Here is a 22592-nt window from a genome sequence, read left to right on the forward strand (position 1 = left end):
CATACCCCTCTCGAAAATAATATTAAAGTCTACTCAATAAATCGCAAAAAGCAAGGCCCGGTAGCGTTGCCGGCTTACTTATCCTTCTTTACGGTGTCGGCAGCGGCATTGCCCTTTTCCTCATCATCGTCATCATCGTCATCGTCGGCCTTCTTTCTTACCGGCGGATGAAGAGGGTCGTAGGGCGGCACCACCATGCCTCCGGATATGACGAGCTTAAACGCATCCTCTACACTCATGTCGAGCTCTATGATCTCTCGCTCCGGAACCGCAAAATAAAACCCGGAGGTCGGGTTCGGCGTTGTCGGGATAAACACATTCACCGTATCCTCCTTTGTCTTATATTGCACCTCGCCCTTTGCCTTTCCTGTAACAAACCCCATGCCGTACATGCCTTTGCGCGGGTACTCGACCAGGACGACCTTCTGAAATCCGGTCGACTCCTTCGAAAAAAACGTCTCCAAAAACTGCTTCGAGCCCTTGTATATGGAGTTCATTATCGGCATCCGCTCGATTATCCATTCGCTTAAACCAACAAGCTTATTGCCAAGAAAATTCTTGGCCACAAGCCCGACACCGAATATCAGGACAACCGTGAATATGACGCCGAGCCCCGGTATCTTGAAGCCAAGGTACGTCTCCGGCCTCGATGCCTCCGGCAGATAGTTAAGGAGCGAGTCCATGGCCCCGACAATCAGGCTAAGCACGTAAACCGCCAGATAAAACGGTATTACTATAAGGAGCCCGGTTACGAAGTAATCACGTATAAGCTTCCTTGTTTTTTTCTTCATAAGCCCCCGGCAAGGACGCTGGAAACTTTCCTTACCGCGTTCTTTTCGTCAACGTACACGAGCACCGGCTTATGACGCCTTGCCTCAACTTCCTCCATCACGGCGTAGGCCGCTATGATTATTATGTCCCCTGGCTTTGCCAGGTGCGCGGCAGCTCCGTTTATGGATATCGTGCCGCTCCCCGAAGGGGCCTCGATGGCGTAGGTCTGAAAGCGGTTACCGTTGGTTATATTATATATCTCGACCTTCTCGAACTCGAGTATGCCCGAGGTCTCGAGAAGCGTCTTATCAACGGCAATGCTTCCTTCATAGTTAACGTTCGCGTCAGTGACCGTAGCGCGATGAATTTTACATTTCAGCATCGTGTACTGCATATTTCCCTCCGTTAGCGGTTTGTCCGCGGCCCCGAGTCCTCGAGCACGCGGTTATCGATAAGCCTCGTATTGCCGACTTTTACTGCAACCGCAACGAGCGCCCTGCCCTTTATGTCCTCGATATCGTCGAGTGTTTCGGGCGAACACACGTGCAAGTATTCTACCATGACGAGCGGCTCTTTCGCCATGATTTTCCTCATCTTTTCTATTATTACCCCTGCCTTCCTATCCCCTTCCCCAAAGGCCAGGGAGGCCGCGTCCAGGGCAGCCGGAATGGCCCTTGCGGCAAGCCTCTCCTCTGTAGAAAGGTACTTATTTCTCGAGCTCATCGCGAGCCCGTCAGCCTCCCTTACCGTCGGCACCGACACTATCTCTATATCCATGTTTAAGTCGACCACCATGCGCCTTATTATAAGCTGCTGCTGATAATCCTTAAGCCCAAACACTGCCTTATCCGGGGCCACTATGTTAAAGAGCTTCGTAACGACCGTCGTAACCCCCTTAAAGTGCCCGGGTCTTGATTTGCCGCAAAGCTTTTCAGACAACCCTTCGACCTCGACCTTGGTACCAACGGACTCGCCGCCCGGATACATTACATCCGCAGACGGCATAAAGAACGCGTCCACGCCTGAACCTTCACAAAGCCTTTTATCCCGCTCGATGTCTCTCGGGTATCTGGCAAAATCCTCGTTTGGCCCGAACTGCAAAGGGTTTACGAACACGCTAACCACGACCTTATCGCAAAGCCCCTTTGCCACCTTCACGAGCTCAAGGTGGCCTTCGTGCAGATACCCCATGGTCGGCACAAAAGCGAGCGTTTGGCCCTCTCTCTTTTGCGCGGCCGAATAAGAGCGCATCCCGCCTACTGTGTCTATCACCTTCATCTAATATGAATGCTCCTCGTCAGGGAACTTTCCGGCCTCTACATCGTCCTTATAGCGCGTAACGGCCTTGCTTATAACCTCGTCGAGGTTGGCGTAACGCTTGACGAACTTCGGCGCTGTTTTCTCCAAGTCCATGCCGAGCATATCGTTTAGGACAAGCACCTGCCCGTCGCAGCCGACACCTGCGCCGATGCCGATAGTCGGAATGGAAAGCTCCTTCGTAATCGTCTTTGCAAGCTCTGAGGGAATGCCTTCGAGCACCATGGAAAACGCCCCCGCATCCTCGACTGCTTTTGCGTCGGCAAGTATTTCCTTTGAAGCCTCTTTTGTCCTGCCCTGCACCTTATATCCGCCCATGGTAAGCACGGACTGCGGCGTAAGCCCCACGTGCCCCATCACCGGAATGCCTGCCTCTGCCATTGCCTTTATAACGGCGGCAGACCTCACTCCGCCCTCGACCTTTACACCGTCAGCGCCTGCTTCCTTTAGAAACCTCCCTGCGTTCTTTAAGGCCTCCTCAACAGAAGGCTGGTACGACATAAACGGCATATCCGCGACCACGAAGGCGTCCTTACAGGCCCTTGAAACGCTCCTTACGTGATATATCATTTCGTCCATGGTGACCGGAAGTGTGGTCTCATGGCCTGCCTCTACCATGCCAACTGAATCGCCTACAAGGACGACAGGGATGCCCGCGTTATCGATAATCCTCGCCGTCTGAAAGCCGTAAGCCGTAAGCACGGCTATCTTTTTACCGTCCTTTTTATATTTCAGTATGTCGCTAACCGTTATTTTCTTCACACCCGTCTCCTCTTTTAGACACGCCAAATAAAAAAGCCTTCCGGACAAAACCGGAAGGCGAAAACGCACGGCATCGAAAGACGCCAAAGCGCATCGAACAAAAATCCTTCGAGTTCCGTCCCGGTCTATGACTTGGCCTTTCGCCTAAGCCTTCGATCCAAGCGGTATGTAGTGCTGCGTGCCACCCTTCATGGACTTTATCTCCTTTATAAGGTTGGATAAGTCCCTCGGGTTCTCTACAAAATCTATCTCGGTCGTATTAACGACCAGAAGCGGCGTGTCCGTGTAATAGAAAAAGTACTTGTTATACGCGTCGACAAGCCGCTCTAGATATTCCTCCGATATTCCCTGTTCATAGTCCTTGTTTCTTTTTGCTATGCGCTCGATTAGCACCTCTGTCGAGGCCTGCATGTATATTACCATATCCGGCTTCGGAAGGCTCGCGTCAAGAAGCCTGTATACCTGCTCGTAGAGCGAGAGCTCGTGCTCGTCAAGATTGAGATACGCGAAAATCCTGTCCTTCGAAAAAAGATAATCCGACACTACAGAGCTCTTAAAGAGGTCTGCCTGCGCAATCTCCTTTTGCTGCTGGTAGCGGCTAAGGAGAAAGAAAAGCTGCGTCTGAAAGGCGTACTTTTTCCTGTCACCGTAGAACTGCTTTAAAAACGGGTTGTCGTCAACGCCCTCGAGCATGGCTCTTCCGCCAAGCTCCTTTGCAAGAAGTTCGGCAAAGCTGGTCTTTCCGACCCCTATGGGCCCTTCAAGGGCTATATATCTTGCCTTATTCATAAAAACTCAGGATAACGCATGGAAGCCCGAAAAGTCAAGAACGCTATTTTCCGCCAACGGCGCTATCCAAAAACGCCGACACCTCTTCGGAAAGGCGCGCGAATTCGGCTACATCGAGCGTCTCGCCGCGCCTCTTGGGGTCGATGCCTGCGCCTTTTAGCGCCTCGCTTATAACCTCATCGCCAAGCCCGAGCGTTTTAAGGGCATTGGCAAGCGTTTTCCTCCTCTGCCCAAACGCGGCCCGAACGACCTTCCTGTATACCGGCTCCAGAGAGGCCCCTACAAGCGGGCTCTCGAGGGGCCTTACCCTTAAAACCGTTGACCAGACCTTGGGCCTGGGCTTAAAGCAGTTTGGAGAAACGTCGAATAACTTCTTAACCTCCATGAAGGCCCCGACCACAGCCGTTATCGACCCGTACTCCGGCGTTGAAGGCGCGGCAACGAGCCTCTCCGCCACCTCCTTCTGGAACATCAGTATCAGCTCTAAGAAGGCATCGCGCTCCTCGGTAAACTTTATCAGGAGCGGGCCGGAAATATTATACGGCAAATTGGCAACACACTTGAACCTGGCTTCGGCCTTTTTTGCAAGGGCCGTAAAATCCGTTTTCAAGGCATCGGCCTCGACAAGGGAAAAGCCCATTACCCCTGAAAACTTCTTTTTTAGCATGAAGGCAAGGTCTCTGTCTATCTCGACCGCAGTCACAAGCGCGCCTTCGGCTAAAAGAGCCGAGGTAAGCGCTCCGTCGCCGGGGCCGACCTCGAGCACAGTGGCTTCGTCAAGCGGCAGGGCTGCGCCGATTATCTTTCTTACGATATTCGGGTCTACGAGAAAGTGCTGGCCGTATTTCTTCTTTAGCATCACAGCGATGTTTTACGCGAAGCGGCCGCGCCGCTTGCCATGGCAAAACGCACGACATCGGAAGAAACCCTGTTCAAAGCCTCCGTACCCGCCTCCCCTGCCCCGCCTGCCTCTTCAACGGCTGCCTTGGCGCCTGGCGCGGCATTATCGGTTTTCACGGCCATAACTTCGCCCTTTACCGCCTTCTTATCCTTCACGCCGCGCCACCTGGCAGATGCGTAAAGCGGCACTGATATATCCATCAGCTTGCCCAGTATCCTGTCCCTTTCGCTTCCATTGGCAACGGCAGGGAAAAATGTCGTATGTCTGGATACAGGCACGACCTCGTAGGACAGCATGCGGCTTCCCGAAAACTGTATCTTCAGCATGAGCCCGAGAAGCGTATCGGGCTTTCTCTGGTCGAATACGAAGTTGCCAAGGCTATAGGCTATGAGCCCTCCCTTATATTCCTCTACACCCTGAGGCACGTGCGGATGGTGGCCAAGGATCAAGTCCGCGCCCCAGTCTATTATCTTATGTGCCAGTCTGACGTCCGACTTCTCCGGCAACAATTTATACTCAACGCCCCAGTGAAGCGAAACAACCACCACGTCGGCATTCTTACGCACTTCCTTTACCGCGCGCCTTATCCTGTCATGGTCCCACGGCGAGATAATGCCGGCCCTCGAAGATGTCGCGTAGACCTTGCTGTCATGCGCTATGGCATAACCAAGGAATGCGAACTTCACGCCCTTTACGGTCACATACACCGGCTCTGCTGCCTCGGACGCGTTCTGTCCCGCGCCAAAGTACGCTATGCCGGCAGCGCCAAGAAGTATCCTGGTCTCATCTATTGGCTCGGGGCCAAAGTCCATGGCGTGATTATTAGAGAGGCTAAGCACCGTAAACCCGGCGTCCTTGAGACTAAGAACGCTCTCGGGAGGGGCGATAAAGTTAAACGGCTTTTGAAAATACGTCTTGGTCCTTTTTACTCCGAGAACGCTCTCGAGATTGCCAAAAACTATATCTCCCTTGTTAAGCTCCGTAGAAACCTCGGAGAACGGGTAATCGTTGCCGAGCTTTTCTGTCATCCTCAAAATGCCGCGCGAGAGCATTATGTCGCCAACGGCGATAAAGGTGATGTCCTCGGCCTTTTTGCCAGAGGAGCTCTTTACGGCATTGTCAGCCGCGCGCGACGCCAGTGGGGCGCAAAGCAGAATAAAAACTATCGAAGCATAGAGTAAACGCATCTTGACTTACGGCTCAGCATTCAGCTCGAGCCCTGCCGTTACTCCTTCCTTATAAAGCCTATATGCCATGTGCCCTATCATCGCGGCGTTGTCGGTGCAGTACTTTGGCGGCGGTATGAAGAGCCCTATGTCCACGCCCGAGGCAAGCTCCGCTGCCCTTTCCCTAAGCCTCGAATTGCAGGCAACGCCGCCTGCGATGGAAAGGCTCTTTACGCCGGTTTCCTTCACAGCTCGAAACGCTTTATCGAGAAGGGCATCCACAACCGCCTCCTGAAAAGACGCGGACATGTTACGCCGAAATTCGTCGTTTACCTCCGAAGCCTTTTGCACCTCGAGGAGCACGGCGGTCTTAAGTCCGCTAAAGCTGAACTCAAGGGCCCCGCTCTTGATGCGCGGCTTTGTAAACGAGTACGCGGCCTTATCGCCGTTTCTGGCAAGACGGTCTATCAAAACTCCTCCGGGGTATCCAAGGCCCATCAGCTTCGCGGCCTTATCAAATGCCTCGCCTGCTGCGTCGTCCCTTGTCTCGCCAAGCACACTCATCTTCGTAAAATCCTCGACAAGAAAAAGTGTCGTGTGCCCGCCCGAGACAACGAACGAGACAAACGGAAACTCAGGGGCCGCCGCGCCTTCCTTATCTGAGATAAAGGCCGAGAGCGCGTGCGCCTTTATATGGTCTACGGGAATAAGCGGCTTCTTTGCCACATAAGCGGCCGCCTTTGCAAAGGTAAGGCCGACAAGTATCGACCCAACGAGCCCGGGGCCGGATGTAACGCCTATGCACTCGACGTCGGATAGTTTTACGCCTGCCTTAAAAAGCGCTTCTTCCACTACCGGCACGACTGTCTCTATGTGCCGCCTCGAGGCAAGCTCCGGCACTATGCCGCCGTATTTGTTATGAATGTCGTTTTGGGAGGAAACAACGTTTGACACAACGACCCTGCCGTCCTTCACAACCGAGGCGCTCATGTCGTCACACGATGATTCTATGGCAAGGATTAGCATACCTTCTACCCCTTCGCGGCAACTGCCTTCACTGCCTTCAGGAAAGCCTCGATATCGGCATCGGTATTAAAGTACCCGGGGCTGACCCTGATTGCGCCCTCGGGGAATGTGCCCGCAACCCTGTGCGCGGCAGGAGCGCAGTGCGTGCCGCACCTTACCATGATGGAGAACTCTCTGTCGAGCACGACACCTGCGTCATTGGCAGTAATGCCGTCTATTGTAAAACACACAAGCGAGGCGCGCTTTGCAGCGTCCATTGGTCCCAGTATCCTGATGCCCTTTATAGAGGCCAGTTCCTTTAGGATTATCCCGACAAAACGTTCTTCCTTTTTTCGTATGCCGGTAACGCCCTCCTGCATGATAAAGGCAGCGCCTGCGCCAAGGGCTGCGATGCCCGGAGTATTTACTGTGCCTGCCTCGAGCTTTTCCGGCATGTTAAGGACAGTTGTCTCGGCGCCTGTTGAGCCGTCTATGAAGGGCTCTATCTCTATGCCGTCCCTTAGATAAAGTATACCGGTGCCCTGTGGCCCGAAGAGCGCCTTATGCCCTGTTGCCGCAAGTATGTCGATAGATGAACCGGAAAGGTCCATAGGGATAGCCCCCGCGGTCTGCGCAGCATCGGTCATGAAGATTACGCCGTGCTCTTTACATGCCTTTGCGATTTCCTCTACCGGAAGTATTTCGCCAAATACATTTGACGCGTGCGTGATGACCACAAGCTCTGTTTCATCGGTTATAAGCGCCTCGATGTCAGAGGCATCGAGAAACCCGGGCCTCTTACCTGCTGCCTCGGTAAGCGTTATGACGCCGCGCTTCTTCATGGAGAGAAGCGTCTTCAAAACGGCATTGTGCTCAAACGAGCTCGTTATGACGTGCCCGCCGCCGCTCATCACGCCCTTTATGGCGGCGTTTATGGCCTCTGTTGCGTTCTTGGTGAAAACGAGCCTTGAGGAGTCCTTTATGCCAAGCAGCCTTGCAACGGCCTCGCGCGCCTTGAAGACCTCGCGCATGGCGTCAAGCGCCATCTTGTGCGAGCCTCTTCCCGGGTTGCCGCCGACGTTCCTTAGGACGTAGTCTGCCCTGGCATACACTGCCTCGGGCTTTGGATATGACGTTGCCGCGTTATCTAAGTATATCATCGGATAATAGTACCATTTGACGGACGTTTAGGCAATGAAGGGGTTATAAAAAGATAGCGGCGCAAAACGCCCCTGCCGCCGTTATTTCTTGGGAAGCGTAAGAAGCATCAGCTGCACGAAAAAGCCGAATGCCATAAGGAACCACGAGAGCTTGAACACGAGCTTCATGGTATCGGGAAGAAAGTTTATCCCGAGCGAAAACGGCCTGCCCACTTTGATAGCCGCAAGGCGCGTGTAGAGAAAGAACATGAACCCCATGAAAAAGGCGCCAAGAGAAAACCTTGCAAGCCCCTTGGCCTTCGTAAGGACCGAAGGCGCGGAAGCAGCCATGAAAAATGCTGCCGCGATTATCGAAAGATAAATAAACGCTATTATGACACTTACCCATCTGTTCATGCCCGGCATTATAACGCCGAAAAAGGGCGCGGTAAAGCAAAACCTCTCTATTAAACCCCGGCCTTTTTAAGGAGCGCGAGCAGCTCCTCGACGCTTTTAGCCTCGCCGATACAGGCGCCAAGCGTACACACCCTGACAAACGGCCGCATCATCTTCTCCCCTTGCTCGTGCGACACGACAACGGAGGGCGCATAACGCCTGGACAATGCGTTTACGAGTTCGCGCGTTTCCACGGCGTTTATATCGCCGGTAACTGTCGCGATACAGGCCGGGCCAAGCTGCATGTCAAGGGCCGCAAGGTACATGGTATATGCCTGCGGCGCAGCCTCCACACTCCTGCAAAATGCGCGGCCAAGGAGCGCTGCGGCATCGAGAAGCGACTTATCGGAGCAAAGATACGCCAGGCGCACGAGGTTATACGCCGCAACCGAATTGCCGGAGGGAGCCGCGCCGTCGTAGAGGTCCTTCTGGCGCATGTAGAGGCCGCTCTCTGTTCCGTCGCAGCCAAAGAACGCGCCGCCTGCCCTGTCCTGAAACCGCTCCATCATGACCAAGGTAAGCGTCCTTGCGAGTATAAGATACTTCTTGTCGAAGGTGGCCATATAGAGCTCGATAAGCCCCCAAGTAAAGAATGCGTAATCCGTAAGGGTTCCCCTGTACGCGGCCTCGCCGTCCCTCCAGCGGTGAAAGACATGGCCTTCGACGCAGAGCTTTTCTATTATGAAGTCTGCGGCCCTGCGCGCAGTGTCAGCGTACCCCGGCTCGACAAAAGAGCGCGAGGCCCTTGCAAAGGCCGCTATCATAAGGCCGTTCCAGTCGGTAAGTATCTTGTCGTCCAGAAACGGCCTTACCCTCTGAAGCCTTGCCTTGAAGAGCTTCTTTTTTATTATGGCAACACGCTCTATCGACTCCTCGTCCGTAAGAACACCCTCGTCGAAGATGAGCACGTTTTTCCCGTTCTTTTTCCCCTCTATTTCGTCAATGAAGTTACCCTCCGCCTCCGCTCCAAAGAGCCGCATTGCAAAGGCCGCGTCCTTTTTGCCAAGAACGTTTTCAAGCTCTTCTTTGCTCCATAGGTAATACGCGCCTTCCCTGCCTTCGGAATCCGCGTCCAGGGCCGAATAAAAGCCGCCTTCCTTGTGCGTCATGTCGCGCTCTACGTAAGCGAGCACTTCCTTTGCCGTTTCCCTAAATGACTCCTCGCCGGTCACTGCATAGGCCTCGGTATACGCCATGACGTGCATGGCCTGGTCGTAGAGCATCTTCTCGAAGTGCGGAAGCCTCCACTCTCTGTCTGTTGAATAGCGGTGGAACCCGCCGCCAAGCTGGTCGAATATCGCGCCGCGGCGCATGGATTTAAGGGTCTTACACGCCATATCGAGCGCAGGGCCGCTTCCGCTTCGCTTATGATAGCGCAGGAAAAAAAGCGTGTTATGCGGCACCGGGAACTTCGGGCTTTCGCCAAACCCTCCGTGCGCCTTGTCAAAAAGGCTCTGCATCCGCTCACACGCCTCGTCAAGAACGTCCTTTCCAGGAGGCAGCTTTACGGCCTCCGGGAAAAACGAACGCAGCGCCTCATCCACCTTTTCCGTAGCGTTTACGATATTGGCGCGGCTGTTTTTCCATACCTCGTAAACCTCTTTGACTATGGTCTTTATGCCGACGCGTCCGCGCACATTGTCCTTTGGCGCGTATGTGACAGCGAAAAACGGCTTCTTATCAGGCGTGAGCATTATGTTAAGGGGCCATCCTCCCGTGCCGGATAACACGTACGCAGCGCTCATGTAAAAGGCGTCCACCTCGGGCCTCTCCTCCCTGTCGAGCTTTATGGCGATGAAACGGTCGTTTATTAGACGCCCCACCTCGGCGTCGCTAAACGATTCGCGCTCCATTACGTGGCACCAGTGGCAAGAAGAATACCCAGAAGAGAGAAGCACGGGCTTATCCTCTCTTCTTGCCCGCTCAAAGGCCTCCTCTCCCCACGGATACCAGTCAACGGGGTTATCTGAGTGTCTTTTCAGATACGGGCTTTTCTCGTGCAAAAGGCGGTTTGCCATATCAGGGCGTTTAAAAGACCTTTCAATATGATAAGCAGCGCATCTCTTAAATAATAGCTTTCAAGAAAACCCTTTAAGTATAGCACCTATTACATGACTTACAACCGCAGGGCCAAAATAAAGCCCAATTAGCCTGTTTTTTTTAATGGATTTTAGGCTTGTAAGAAGCATGATATTCCTGTTACTATAGCCTTTAAAAATAGACGGTTACATCCAAGGGCACATATAAATGCTTGCCAAAATCACATCCGGAGCAGTGCTTGGCATAGACGCCTACATGGTGGACGTCGAAGTCGATGTATCTAGCGGGCTTCCGTCCTTCCAGACGGTCGGACTTCCGGATAACGCGGTAAAGGAAAGCAGAGAGCGCGTACGAAGCGCGGTAAAGAACTCGGGCTACACCTTCCCCGGAGGCCGCGTTACAGTAAACCTCGCCCCTGCTGACGTGAAAAAAGAAGGCACCACATTCGACCTTCCTGTTGCAGTTGGCATACTAAAGGCAGAGGGAATCATCAAGGCCGCCAATCTAAACGACTATGTCATAGCAGGCGAGCTCTCGTTGGACGGCACCATTAAAGCTGTTCGCGGAGTTCTTCCGATGGCGGTCGAAGCGCTACGCAACAAGAAAGCCCTCGTCGTGCCATCCCCAAACGCACGGGAGGCGGCAATAGTAGAGGGGCTTACTGTGTACGGAATAAACACGCTCTCGTCGCTTGTGGAGTTCCTCAACAAGAACCTTGAAATGCCGCCCTATGACCGCGCCACAGCAGGTGTGGCGCCACAAGGCGCGGCAACGGCACCTGCCATAGACATGAGCGAGGTAAAAGGCCAGGAGCACGTAAAAAGGGCCCTTGAGGTGGCAAGCGCCGGTGGCCATAACGTGCTTCTTATCGGCCCTCCGGGCTCAGGGAAAACCATGCTCGCAAGGCGTGTGCCAACGATACTGCCCGACATGTCCCTAAACGAAGCAATAGAAACAACCAAGGTGCACAGTGTGGCAGGCACGCTTGCCGAGGCAGGCTCGCTCGTTACCGAGCGGCCGTTTCGCTCCCCTCACCACACGATATCGGACGCCGGGCTTATCGGCGGAGGCCAGATACCAAGGCCCGGAGAAGTAAGCCTTGCGCATAACGGCGTGCTATTCTTAGATGAGATGCCCGAGTTCAGGAAAAACGTCCTTGAGATGCTAAGGCAACCAATCGAGGACGGCATCGTTACCATATCGAGGGCCGCTATTTCGCTGACATTTCCCTCGCGCTTCATGCTGATTGGAGCGATGAACCCGTGCCCGTGCGGACATCTCGGGGACCCGACAAAGGACTGCCGCTGCTCGCCGCTTATGACAAAGCGCTACCGCTCAAGGCTCTCCGGGCCGCTTCTCGACAGAATAGACATACACGCCGAGGTCCCGGCAGTGAGGTTTCGCGAACTAAGCTCGGAAAAAACTGCCGAGACATCGGCCTCCATAAAAAGCCGCGTGGACAGGGCAAGGCTTATACAGGACGACAGGTTCAAGGGAACAAAGATATTCTCCAATAGCCAGATGGGCTCGAGGCATATAAAAAAGCACTGCGCCCTGGATGCGGATTCCATGCGGCTTCTCGAAGCAGCGGTCGAGAGGCTTTCGCTGTCAGCACGGGCATACACGCGAGTACTCAAGGTGGCGCGCACCATAGCCGACCTGGAAGGCGAGGAAAACATCGGCTCGCGCCACGTCTCCGAGGCAGTGCAGTACAGGGCCTTTGACAGAGACGCGTAAGGCAGAACCTTCTCATTTTCCGACAAAAACACCCTGCCAAAACAATTTCAAAAAAACCTCTTGACTTAGTGTCTTTCATACACTATAATAGTGTCAGAAACACACTAACACTGCTTAAGGAGGCTGCCATGACATACACATACCAATATCCGAGACCGGCGCTCGCAACCGACTGCGTAGTGTTTGGCCTGGATAACGAGGACTTAAAGGTGCTCCTCATACAGCGCGACATAGAGCCGTTCAAGGGCAAATGGGCGCTCCCAGGTGGGTTCATAAAGCCGGGAGAGGCCTTGGAAGACGCGGCAAGAAGGGAGCTACTTGAGGAAACCGGGCTTAAAGGGATATTTCTTGAGCAGCTCTACACCTTCGGAGAGCCCGGCAGGGACCCGAGAGAACACGTCGTAACGGTCGTATACTACGCGCTAACGAACCTCTCAGAGCACGTGATAAAGGCCTCTACTGACGCAAGGAACGCTGCATGGTTCTCAACCGACGACGTCCCCGGCCTTGCCTTTGACCACGAAGTGATACTCGAGACAGCGCTTACGAGGCTAAGGGGGAAGATAACGTACCAGCCAATAGGGTTCGAACTTTTGCCAAAAAAGTTTACGCTTCGCCAGTTACAAGAGATGTATGAAAAGATACTTGATAAGGCACTCGACAAAAGGAACTTCCGTAAAAAGATGCTAGGCTTCGGGATACTGGTAGCGTCAGACGAGATAGAAACAGACGTTGCCCACCGCGCTGCCAGGCTCTACGGCTTCGATAAGCGGCGCTACCAGCAGCTCGTAAAGGAAGGTTTCGTGTTCGAGATATAGGAGAAAGAGCGCGGCATGGGGCCGCAAGCAACCATGATGGAAAGGAGGCCTGCCATGTTCGGGTTCAAGTTCATAAAAACCATTCCAACGACCTACGTAATACAGTACAGGCGCGGTAAAATTGTGCGCCAGGGCGCGGGGCTCTCCTTTTTCTACTTCACGCCGTTTAGTTCGCTCGCGGCCGTTCCGCTCGAGAGAACATACGCGCCCTTCATATTCACCGAGGCGTGCGCGGACTTCCAGGAAGTCACCGTGCAGGGCGAGGTCGCCTACCGCGTAAGCGACCCCGTACGGCTCGCCGGGGCCATGAACTTCACGCTTGGCGCAGCCGGCAAGTACTCGACCGATGACCCTGTAAAGCTGCCGCAAAAGATAATCAACCGCATCCGGGTGCTCGCAAAAGAGGAACTTCGCACCCTCGCGCTAAGGACCGCCATCAAGGCCGGCGAGGTGTTTGGCGCGAAGATAAAAACAGCGCTCAAAAAGGAAGACGAGATAACAGGGCTCGGCATCGAGGTAATCGAGCTTAGCATACTCGCCGTCAAGCCCGTGCCGGAAACTGCCAGGGCCCTCGAGGCAACGGTTAGAGAGGAAATACTAAAAGAAGCGGACCTCGCGGTCTACGACAGGCGAAACGCCGCAATAGAGCAGGAACGAGCGCTAAAGGAGAACGAGCTCAACACCGCAGTGGCAGTCGAAAAAAAGCGCAGGGAGATAGAGGAAACAAAGATAGACGGGCTAAGGGCCGTGGAAGAAAAGACGCGGCTTCTTACAAAGGAAAAGATGGCCGGGCAGATAGAGGCAGAGAAAGAAAGAACAACGCTTGTTGAGCTTATCGCCGGCAACAAGAGAAAGGAAGCGGACGCAGAGGAATACGAGGTGACGGCAAGGCTAAGGCCGCTTAAGGACGCGGACGTAAAGATGCTGGAGGCGCTGGCAATAAGCGGCATGGAGCCGGCCAAGATAATAGCGCAGGCATTCAGGGGGCTTGCCGAAAATAGCGGCAAGATAGGCACTCTAAGCATCACTCCTGACCTGCTTGGTGAACTCATAAAAACGAAAGGAGACCCTCGCCATGCGCCCGCTAACAGAAAATAGGATAATACTCATAGAGCGCCCGACACGCTTAGACGAGCTCATCATGCGCCACAACACGCCCGAGCAGGCACGGTTCCACGTCGAACGACTGGGCGTTGACTTTGGCGACTACGAAGAAGAGCACAGCATATACAAGACGTCGCTTGCTCTGGCAAAGGATGCCCTCGCGACACTCGGCATCCTGCACACGGTTGAGAGAAGGTATCTGCCAAACTACATCTTCGGGAGAAAGGACGTTGTCGTCGCGCTTGGCCAGGACGGGCTCGTTGCCAACACGCTTAAGTACCTAAACGGCCAGATCTTGGTCGGCGTGAACCCGGACCCGAGGCGCAACAGCGGGCTTCTACTGCCCTTCAACGCAATCGAGCTCGGGCTCGTCATGCCGGAGATACTTGCCGGAAAAAGGGATGTAAGGGAAATAACCCTTGCGAAGGCAACGCTAAACGACACGCAAGCCCTCTACGGCGTAAACGACATCTTTATCGGGCAAAGAACCCACGTCTCGGCAAGGTATGAGATAGCGGCAAACGGAAAAAAGGAGCGGCAATCATCGAGCGGAATAATAGTCTCGACCGGGCTCGGCTCGACCGGATGGTTTAAGAGCATAGTCGCCGGGGCAGCCGGCATAACAAGCGGCTACCTCGGCGCCGAGATAAAAAAACCGGACAACACGGCCTTTGCGTGGAACCTAAGGCGGCTCGCGTACTGTGTGCGCGAGCCGTTTACAAGCGTTACGACAGGGGCAAACATGGTCTACGGCGAAATAACCGATAAAAAGGAACTCGTCGTAACGAGCCAGATGGCGGAAAACGGCGTGATATTCAGTGACGGCATGGAGGCAGATTACCTTGAGTTCAATTCCGGGGCGGTTGCTAAAATAACCATAGCCGAAAAGACCGGGCTCCTTGCCGTATAGGCAAGCGGGCCCGGCCTAACCGCGCTCGACGCTTCGGCGCTCAAGCAGACAGCGAAGAGACACATACGTATAACGAACGCCTGTCGCCGCGACTATCGGCAGCCAGACGTACTTTAGTTCGCTAAAAAGTACGGAATTGCCTTTGCCGCTAAGAAAATACGAAAGGCGTATGGGAGAGGCCTCTATCGGGTGCCAGGGGAATCGAAACCTTGCCTCCGTAAAAGGCGCAAAGAAGGCAACACCGCGTCCGCCGTCGGTAAAGGCATCGAGCACCGGATGCGACATTATGACAGCGAAGAAGACTATGAACAACACGCCACGGCGCCACTGTTCGCCGCAGCCTTCGCTCATCTTCGCTCGCACCAGCAGCATAAAGGCATACGCCGCCGGTGCGGCAAAAAATAGCGAGTGCGTAAAACCACGGTGCCCGAACATTGTGGACGTCTGCACGCCAAAGAGCTTATACGGTATGATGTCTAGATCAGGAACCACTGCTGCCGCCGCAACAACTGCGACGTAGAAGAGAACCGCCCTGCCCCTTAGCCCGGCCGGGCACAAAGAGGCAATGAAGACCCCGGCAGCAGCATGTGTGACAGGTGTTGGCATAATATTGCTTCCGGCAAAAAACAGCTAATCTGCCTTGCCGCTTTCCCAGAACTTCTTTATCTCGGGGTTAACAAGCAGCCTCTGGCAATCGACTTCGGCAAATCCGGATTTGTCTTCCCTGTCTATCCTGGCAAAACACACGCCGTTTGTGCGGTCTACTATGTACTCCATCTTGCCCCACACAAACGACCCGGCAACGCGGAAAACCGCGACATCGGCCTTTATCATATGGAGCTCTACCGTGGATGGCTTGGCATGCGCGTCGATGCAAAAGAACATCAACAAGAGCGGCAACAGCAACACGTATTTTTTCATGTTCGCGTTCTCCTTTTTTGCGGCATACGGAAAACAACCGCTTAGTATATCTTCGTCTTTTCCATTTCCTGGTTGGGGCCGCCGTTTAGCATCTTCACAACGGCATGGCCGTCGCCGAAGTAATCTATGAGGTTAAGCCCGCCGTAATCCTGCTCGATATTGAAAAACCTTTCGACCGGGAGCCCCATGGCATCGCAGAGCACAACGCGGTTAACCCCTCCGTGCGCGACAATACCGATGCTTTTCCCTCTATACTTCGCGATAAGCTCATGAAGAGCGGGTAGCACTCTCGCCTTCAGTTCGACAAGGCTCTCTCCGCCCTTTAGCTTGTTGTTTGCAAGGTCCTTGAAGCTAAAATGCGCCTCATCGGGAAACTTCTGGGCCGCCTCGTCCCGTGTCATGCCCTCCCACCTTCCAAGATGCAGTTCCCTGAAAACATGTATGCGCGAGGCCTTTATGCCAAGCCTCTCGCCTATTATCTCCGCGCCCTTGTACGCGCGCTGAAGATCGCTCGAATAGAGCGCGGCAATGCCCTTATCTGCGAAGAACTCGGCAAGCCGCTGCATCTGGGAGATTCCGACACTCGTTATGTCAACGTCCGTATGTCCGTTATAGCGAAAGTCCGCGTGCCCAACGACCTGTCCGTGCCTTGCAAGATATACGCGCGTTGAGTCCATCTCTAATACTCTATTCCCTTTCTCGCTTTTTCCCCCACGCTAAACGGGTGCCTTATCATGAGCATCTCGGTTACGTAATCCGCGGCCTTTACAAGCCACACAGGAGCGTCCCTGCCGGTTAGCACGACCTCCAGGTGCGCCGGACGGCCCTTTAAAAACCCGAGCACATCGGCCTCGGTGATAAAACCCGCATTTATTGCAGCAAGCGCTTCGTCGAGGATAAGCATGTCGAAACCGCCGCCTGCCTTCAAAACAGCCGCTTCAAACGTCTTTCTAACCGAGGCCCTGACCTTTTCCGTGTCGGTATTGGCGCCTGTAAAAAATGCATGCCTCTCATTCGACCTCACGTGCTCGATATTGGCAATGCCTTTAAATACTTCCTTTTCCCCCGAAGCATCGCTCTCGGGCTTAAAGAACTGGACAAAGAGCACCTTCATGCCGCTCCCTGCCGCACGCGAGGCAAGCCCGATGGCCGCCGTGGTCTTGCCTTTTCCGTCGCCCGTGTATACGTGCACCAGGCCTTTTCTGTCTGCCACCATTAACTCCTTAAAAAATTATTCCGAAAACGGTTTTAGCACCTTGCTTCGCGTTGGATGGCGAAGCTTTCTTATGGCCTTTGCCTCTATCTGTCGAATGCGCTCTCTCGTGACATTGAACATCGCGCCCACCTCTTCGAGCGTATAATCGCTATTCTGGTCTATGCCAAAGCGCATCCTTATCACCTTTGCCTCGCGCGGCGAAAGGGTAGATAACATCTCATTTAGCCTTTCGGAAAGATTCGAACTCTCCATGTCCTTATCCGGATCCGCCGCGTCCTTGTCAAAGATAAAATCTCCAAGGGAGGTGCCGTCATCATCTTCGCCTACGGGCGTTGCCAGCGATATCGCGTCCTTGGATATCTTCATGGCCTTTCTTACCTTATCCACATTCATCTCGAGGAGCTTCGAAAGCTCCTCTGCCCCGGGCTCCCTGCCGTGCTGGTGCACGAACTTTCTCGCTACACGCTGCATGCGGTTCAAGGTCTCTGTCATGTGCACGGGAATGCGTATTATCCTCGACTGATCGGCTATGGCCCTGGATATCGACTGGCGTATCCACCATGTCGCGTAGGTAGAGAACTTGTAGCCGCGCTTGTATTCGAACTTCTCAACGGCCCGCATAAGGCCTATGTTGCCTTCCTGTATGAGGTCGAGAATGTGCATGCCCTTACTCGAGTGCCTCTTTGCAACACTCACGACAAGCCTGAGGTTTCCTCTGACGAGCGCGGCCCTTGCCTCGGCCGCCTTCCTGAAAAGACCGCGTACGGTTGTAGCGGCCTCGGTTATTTCAGGCCCTTTAAGCGCGAACGCTGTTTCGAACCGTTTAAGCTCGGCTCGCGCGTCCTTTACGCGCCCTAAGGAAGAGGCCTTTTTGCCTTTTACCGGCGCGGCCTTTATGGCCCTCATGCATCTTTTTACCGCAGAGGCCCCGGCCTCGTACCGTTCATACAGCCTTGCTATGACGTCTGTCTGCTTCGATATCTCATAGAAATTATCAACGAGCCTGTCTATTGCCCTCGACGCCGCGCCGCGCCTTATGCGCATCTTCCTCGCCTTTTTTATGGCCTTATCAAGCGCGCTAAGCACTGCGGCAGGCTCGGCCTCATACTCATCGCCGCCGTCTTCATCACCGTCTTCTTCGGTGAGCCTTTGCGACAACCTGTCGCGAAGACCGTAGAGCTCGTCGATTATAATCGGAGAATTAAGAAACTCCCTTAGCATTCCCTTCCTGGCGCTCTCGAATGCCTTTGCGTAACCGACCTCCTCGTCCCGCGTAAGCAGCCCCTTCGAGCCCATCTCCCTGAAATACGCCTTTACGGGGTCGAAGGCCGGGGCAGCAGGATAGAGCTCCGCCCGGCCTTCGCTATCGCCGCCGGTGGAAGTATAAGGCCTTTCCTCATAATCATCTGGGCCAAGCACGAGAAACACCTCCGCTTAAGATGACCGCTTACGTGACGCTTCCTCCCTTGCCTATCCTTCTTAAAGCATCTTTTACAACGTCGGAGTGGCCGCCCTCCTCGAGCATTTTAAGCAGCCCTTCGGTATGTGGCTTTGGCCTTCCGACGGCAAATATATTTCTTAGCGAATCTTTGAGCATCTTTTCCGGGTCTTCGACAAACCCCTTGCCCTCGTCAAGTGCGGCAGCGGCTATATAGCCGCGCGCCTCGTCGTCCTCTACGGAGTCGATTATCGCGGCTGCCTCGTAAACGCCCGATTCGATTGCGTCCGCAACGGTGATGGCGACGTTCTTTAGGAAATCATCCTTGAAAAGCGCCGAGGCGCGCCTTACGTCGTCGGTATAGAGGTTCGGGTGCCTGATAACCACCTTGAGTATCGTGGCTTCGACAAGGTTCGACGCCTTTTTCGAGCCCTTTTGCAGGGGCATCGAGACAACCCCTTTTTCCCTGTACGAATCCACGGCAGCATGCACGCCGCCAAGGTCAGCGCCAAGAAGCGACGAAACCTTAAAGGCGTAGTGCCCTCTCTCTGCCACGTTTGCTACCTTCGAGAGTACCGGCACTGCTTCATCCAAAAATGCGGCCTTGCCAGAGGCGCTGGTTATGTCGTACTTTTCCTTCAAAGTATCGAGAAAGAACTCGACTATCGGGATTGCCGAATCTATGGCAACCAAGAGCCCCTCTTTGCCCTTTCCTTTCACAAACTCGTCAGGGTCCTTAGCGTCTCCAAGACGAACGACCTTCACCGGCATCTCTTCTGTAAGCGAAAGCTCCATGGTCCTTAGTGCGGCCTTTTTCCCTGCCTCATCCGAGTCAAAAAGCGCGTACACTCCCGACACGTACTGCTTTAACTTTCTAAGGTGCTCGGCTGTTATGGCAGTGCCCATGGTCGCAACCGCGTTTACAAACCCTGCCTTGTGCATGGCGACAACGTCGAAGTAGCCTTCCACAACAACGGCAAAATCCTTATCCGACATCTCTTTTTTTGCCTTGTAAAACGCGTAGAGCGTCGAGCCCTTTCTAAAGACCCTCGACTCCGGCGAGTTAAGGTACTTTGGCTCCTGTCCGTCTATCGACCTGCCGCCAAAGGCAACGACTCTGCCGCTCGAGTCCGTTATAGGGAACATCACGCGTCCGCGAAAGCGGTCGTAAAAGCGGCTGTCCTTCTTGACTACGAGCCCGGCCGCTGCAGCCATATCAAGGTCTATTTTACGCTGCTTTAGAAAATTCACCAGCCCCTCCCACTCATCCGGGGCGTATCCTACGCGAAACTCATCTAGCGTCTTGTACGAATACCCTCTGCCGCCAAGATAGTCAACGGACTTTCCGGGCCTCTTAACCGCGCTCTCGGCAAAATACGCAAGAGCGGTTTTGTTGGCCTCCACGAGCCGCTCTATTTCCCTATCCTGTCCGCTTCTGTCGTCCTCTATCTTCACGCCGTACTTCGCGGCAAGGGCCTTGGCAGCCTCAGGGAAGCTCATGTTCTCGTGCTTCATGAGAAACGTTACAACGTTGCCGCCGGCCTGACACCCAAAGCAGTAGAACATCTTTCTGTCTTCGTTAACGGAAAAAGACGGCGTTTTCTCCGAATGGAACGGGCAAAGGCCTATGTGGTTATTGCCGCGCTTGGTAAGGCGCACGTACTCGCCGACCACCTCGACAATCGAGGCCCGCTCCCTTAGTTCGTCTATCTTTTCCCTCTGTATCATCTCTATATGCCCTATTCGAGTTTCGCTATGGTAACGGCTCCGGCAGAGCCTGCCGAGCCGCCCTCTTCATACCCCTTGACGCAGGGGTTTTCCTTAAGATACGCGCGAATCGCTTTTTTGAGCGCCCCTGTGCCGTGGCCGTGTATTATCTCTACACTCGAGTACCCCTGCATGTGCGCGGAATCGAGCACTGCCTCGATTTTCTTTAACGCCTCCTCGACACGCATCCCTATGACATTCACAGAGCCCTCGGCCCCGGTCGTAAACGGCACGGAATAGGAGGCCGCCCCTGCCGCAGCCTTTTGCCTGCCCTTACTCTCGGCGCGCCGAAGCTTTCTAAAATCGGTCTTGAAGGTGATATTGCCGTAACGCGCCTCAACTGTTTTCTTTCCCTCGTCGACCTTTAAGACCTCGCACGGCACGTCCACGCCCTCGACCATGACGGTATCGCCGACAACGGGGATAAAGTCCACGCGCTCGGAGCCAAGCGCCTTTGCCGCCTTCTTTGCCTCAGTCTCTATTTCGTCCATGGCAGCGGCCTTCGCTGCCCGGTCCTTTTTCGAGGCCTCGCTCCTTATCTTCTCGCTGACAATACGCTCTATTTCAGAGGTTACAGCGCTTACTATAGCTTCGACCTTTTTTCTCGCTTTTTCAAGAAGAATCTTTCTATCGTCTCTAAGGCGTGTAAGGGCCTTTTCCTTTTCATCCGCCGCCTTTTTAAGCCTTGCATTCTCAATTGCAAGGCGGTCTCTCTCCGCCGCCGCCTCCCTTACCATTTCTATGAACGCGCCCTCGTCTCCTTTAAGCTTTTTCCTCGCCCCCTCGATTATGCGCTTTGGTATGCCGTAGGTCTCAGCCACCTTCAGGCCAAGGCTTGCGCCCGGGATGCCGTAATGCAGTTCATACAAGGGCTTAAGGCTCGACTCGTCGAATGCAACCGATGCGTTCATAAAGGCAGCGTCCTTTTCAGCGTGCGCCTTAAGTAGGTTAAGGTGCGTTGTCACGACAGCAACCGCGCCTATGTCCCTTAACTCCTCTAAAATGGTCAGCGCAAGCACGCTTCCCTCGGCCGGATCCGTGCCAACCCCTATCTCGTCTATTAGCACAAGAGAGGACTTCTCGACCTTTGCCATTATCTCGCCCATACGCTTTAGATGCGCCGAAAATGTCGAGAGGTCTTTTGCAATGTCTTGTCTGTCTCCTATGTCAGCGTACACGGAGGTAAAAAGCGCTGCCTCGCTAGAAGACGCAGCAGGGATAGGGAGCGCGGCCCTTACCATCACCGAAAGAAGTCCGAGCGTCTTAAGAGCAACGGTCTTGCCACCGGTGTTGGCGCCCGATATGACGAGCACGTTCTTACCCTTATCTATGAGTATATCCACCGCAGTAACGGCCTTTGCCCCGGCCTTTTGCTTGAATACGAGCGCCGGGTGGCGCGCCTTAAGAAGCCTTACGCCGCCGCCCTCACTTACGGCCGGAATGGAGCCGTCGATATAGTCCTTGAAAACCGCCTTTGCCTGGAGAAGGTCTATCACCGCTGCAATGTCTAAGTCAGCTGCAAGCGAAGCGGCGAACTCCATTGCAAAGGAGGTAAGCGCCTTTAATATCGCTATCTCCTCTATGCGCTCCTGCTTTTTTAGTATCGCAACCTTGTTATTGGCCTCGACAACGCGCATTGGCTCGATAAAATACGTCTGTCCGGATGCGCTCTGCCCATGCACCACACCCTCGAACTGCGTGTGCCAGGCCGCCCTTACGCAGAGGACAAAGCGGTCCTCCCTTATAGTGATGATGTCGTCCATCAGGCGTTCGAGAACGGATTTGTCCCTGACCATGGACTCGAGCGAGGCCCTTGCGTTCTCCATAACTGCCTTTAAGGATCTACGAATGGATAAAAGTGCGGACGATGCGTCGTCTTTTATAACGCCTGCGTCGTCAAAGACCGACGTTATCTCGGATACAAGCGCCGACTGATCCGAGAGGGCTTCCAGCATGCCGGTTATCTTCGGGCACGTCTTTCTGACATCCGTGTCCGCCGATGCCTTAAGTGCAAGAAGCGCGGCTGCAGAGCGCTTTATGGCGAGGAACTCGGGTGGTTCGAGAAACGACTCTCCCACGCGGCATCTTACGAAATACGGCCGCACATCCTCTACGGAAGAAAGCTCCATGCGGCCTCTAAGTGAGATAAAGGCCTCCATCTCGCGAAGCACGGCGTAGCCGTCCTCCACTTCCTCCTTTGACTTATCGGGGGTAAGGGCCCTGGCATTCTTAGCGCCCATGGGTGTGGACGCAAAGCTTGCGAGTTTTTCGAGTACCGCACTGTACTCGAGAGCATCTAAGGTAATCTGGTCCACGGCGTAAGGTTACGGGGTTT

At 54.1% G+C, this 22592-nt stretch carries 22 protein-coding genes; 4 read left to right on the forward strand and 18 right to left on the reverse strand.

Going from position 1 to position 22592, the window contains the following annotated elements:
• Positions 1–74: 74 nt before the first annotated feature.
• From OEV59_02010 to OEV59_02060, 11 genes are all read right to left on the reverse strand, one after another.
• Complete coding sequence (locus OEV59_02010) at positions 75–791, reverse strand: DUF502 domain-containing protein (protein ID MDH4226519.1); 717 nt, start codon at positions 789–791, stop codon at positions 75–77.
• Positions 788–1165 (reverse strand): aspartate 1-decarboxylase, encoded by a 378-nt coding sequence (locus OEV59_02015; protein MDH4226520.1) that lies wholly within the window; start codon positions 1163–1165, stop codon positions 788–790. Before OEV59_02015 ends, OEV59_02010 begins: the two co-directional genes overlap by 4 nt.
• 11 nt (positions 1166–1176) lie before the next feature.
• Positions 1177–2049, reverse strand: coding sequence for a pantoate--beta-alanine ligase (gene panC, locus OEV59_02020; protein MDH4226521.1), 873 nt, complete (start codon positions 2047–2049; stop codon positions 1177–1179).
• Positions 2050–2850 carry a 3-methyl-2-oxobutanoate hydroxymethyltransferase gene (panB, locus tag OEV59_02025; protein MDH4226522.1) on the reverse strand — a complete coding sequence of 267 codons (801 nt, stop codon included), beginning with the start codon at positions 2848–2850 and terminating at the stop codon, positions 2050–2052.
• Positions 2851–2994: 144 nt separating this feature from the next.
• Positions 2995–3639 (reverse strand): deoxynucleoside kinase, encoded by a 645-nt coding sequence (locus tag OEV59_02030; protein ID MDH4226523.1) that lies wholly within the window; start codon positions 3637–3639, stop codon positions 2995–2997.
• A 43-nt stretch (positions 3640–3682) separates the two neighbouring features.
• Complete coding sequence (gene rsmA, locus OEV59_02035; protein ID MDH4226524.1) at positions 3683–4498, reverse strand: 16S rRNA (adenine(1518)-N(6)/adenine(1519)-N(6))-dimethyltransferase RsmA; 816 nt, start codon at positions 4496–4498, stop codon at positions 3683–3685.
• Complete coding sequence (locus OEV59_02040) at positions 4498–5727, reverse strand: CapA family protein (protein MDH4226525.1); 1230 nt, start codon at positions 5725–5727, stop codon at positions 4498–4500. Before OEV59_02040 ends, rsmA begins: the two co-directional genes overlap by 1 nt.
• A 6-nt stretch (positions 5728–5733) precedes the next feature.
• Positions 5734–6732, reverse strand: coding sequence for a tRNA (adenosine(37)-N6)-threonylcarbamoyltransferase complex transferase subunit TsaD (tsaD, locus tag OEV59_02045; GenBank protein MDH4226526.1), 999 nt, complete (start codon positions 6730–6732; stop codon positions 5734–5736).
• A gap of 5 nt (positions 6733–6737) precedes the next feature.
• Positions 6738–7871 carry an aminotransferase class V-fold PLP-dependent enzyme gene (locus OEV59_02050; protein ID MDH4226527.1) on the reverse strand — a complete coding sequence of 378 codons (1134 nt, stop codon included), beginning with the start codon at positions 7869–7871 and terminating at the stop codon, positions 6738–6740.
• A gap of 81 nt (positions 7872–7952) precedes the next feature.
• Complete coding sequence (locus tag OEV59_02055) at positions 7953–8276, reverse strand: hypothetical protein (GenBank protein ID MDH4226528.1); 324 nt, start codon at positions 8274–8276, stop codon at positions 7953–7955.
• 41 nt (positions 8277–8317) lie between these two features.
• A complete protein-coding gene (locus tag OEV59_02060; GenBank protein ID MDH4226529.1) occupies positions 8318–10324 on the reverse strand; it encodes a thioredoxin domain-containing protein in 2007 nt (668 codons plus the stop codon).
• Between the two features lie 229 nt (positions 10325–10553).
• On the opposite strand from OEV59_02060, the gene OEV59_02065 reads away from it, so the two are divergent.
• The 4 genes from OEV59_02065 to OEV59_02080 all read left to right on the forward strand — a co-directional run bounded on the left by OEV59_02065 (position 10554) and on the right by OEV59_02080 (position 14915).
• Positions 10554–12083 (forward strand): YifB family Mg chelatase-like AAA ATPase, encoded by a 1530-nt coding sequence (locus OEV59_02065; protein ID MDH4226530.1) that lies wholly within the window; start codon positions 10554–10556, stop codon positions 12081–12083.
• A 128-nt stretch (positions 12084–12211) separates the two neighbouring features.
• Positions 12212–12901 (forward strand): NUDIX hydrolase, encoded by a 690-nt coding sequence (locus OEV59_02070; GenBank protein MDH4226531.1) that lies wholly within the window; start codon positions 12212–12214, stop codon positions 12899–12901.
• Between the two features lie 33 nt (positions 12902–12934).
• On the forward strand, positions 12935–13999 hold the full coding sequence (locus OEV59_02075) for an SPFH domain-containing protein (GenBank protein ID MDH4226532.1): 1065 nt from the start codon (positions 12935–12937) through the stop codon (positions 13997–13999).
• Positions 13977–14915, forward strand: coding sequence for a sugar kinase (locus tag OEV59_02080; protein MDH4226533.1), 939 nt, complete (start codon positions 13977–13979; stop codon positions 14913–14915). Before OEV59_02075 ends, OEV59_02080 begins: the two co-directional genes overlap by 23 nt.
• Positions 14916–14930: 15 nt before the next feature.
• Here the strand turns inward: OEV59_02080 and OEV59_02085 are convergent, their stop codons facing one another.
• The 7 genes from OEV59_02085 to OEV59_02115 are packed head-to-tail and all read right to left on the reverse strand — an operon-like array spanning position 14931 to position 22572.
• Complete coding sequence (locus tag OEV59_02085; GenBank protein MDH4226534.1) at positions 14931–15521, reverse strand: metal-dependent hydrolase; 591 nt, start codon at positions 15519–15521, stop codon at positions 14931–14933.
• 24 nt (positions 15522–15545) lie between these two features.
• The gene (locus OEV59_02090; protein ID MDH4226535.1) at positions 15546–15836 is read right to left on the reverse strand and encodes a hypothetical protein; all 291 of its coding nucleotides are present in this window, start codon (positions 15834–15836) and stop codon (positions 15546–15548) included.
• A 41-nt stretch (positions 15837–15877) separates the two neighbouring features.
• Positions 15878–16513, reverse strand: coding sequence for a histidine phosphatase family protein (locus tag OEV59_02095; protein MDH4226536.1), 636 nt, complete (start codon positions 16511–16513; stop codon positions 15878–15880).
• Between the two features lie 2 nt (positions 16514–16515).
• Complete coding sequence (locus tag OEV59_02100) at positions 16516–17049, reverse strand: cob(I)yrinic acid a,c-diamide adenosyltransferase (protein ID MDH4226537.1); 534 nt, start codon at positions 17047–17049, stop codon at positions 16516–16518.
• 18 nt (positions 17050–17067) lie between these two features.
• Positions 17068–18471, reverse strand: coding sequence for a sigma-70 family RNA polymerase sigma factor (locus OEV59_02105; GenBank protein MDH4226538.1), 1404 nt, complete (start codon positions 18469–18471; stop codon positions 17068–17070).
• A 28-nt stretch (positions 18472–18499) separates the two neighbouring features.
• Positions 18500–20218 carry a DNA primase gene (gene dnaG / locus OEV59_02110; GenBank protein ID MDH4226539.1) on the reverse strand — a complete coding sequence of 573 codons (1719 nt, stop codon included), beginning with the start codon at positions 20216–20218 and terminating at the stop codon, positions 18500–18502.
• A gap of 11 nt (positions 20219–20229) precedes the next feature.
• Entirely contained in the window at positions 20230–22572 is a 2343-nt protein-coding gene (locus OEV59_02115) for an endonuclease MutS2 (GenBank protein ID MDH4226540.1), read from the reverse strand.
• Positions 22573–22592 lie beyond the last annotated feature (20 nt).

This window comes from Deltaproteobacteria bacterium (assembly GCA_029858205.1).
In the GTDB taxonomy this organism is placed as follows: Bacteria; Desulfobacterota; GWC2-55-46; order GWC2-55-46; family DRQE01; genus JAOUFM01.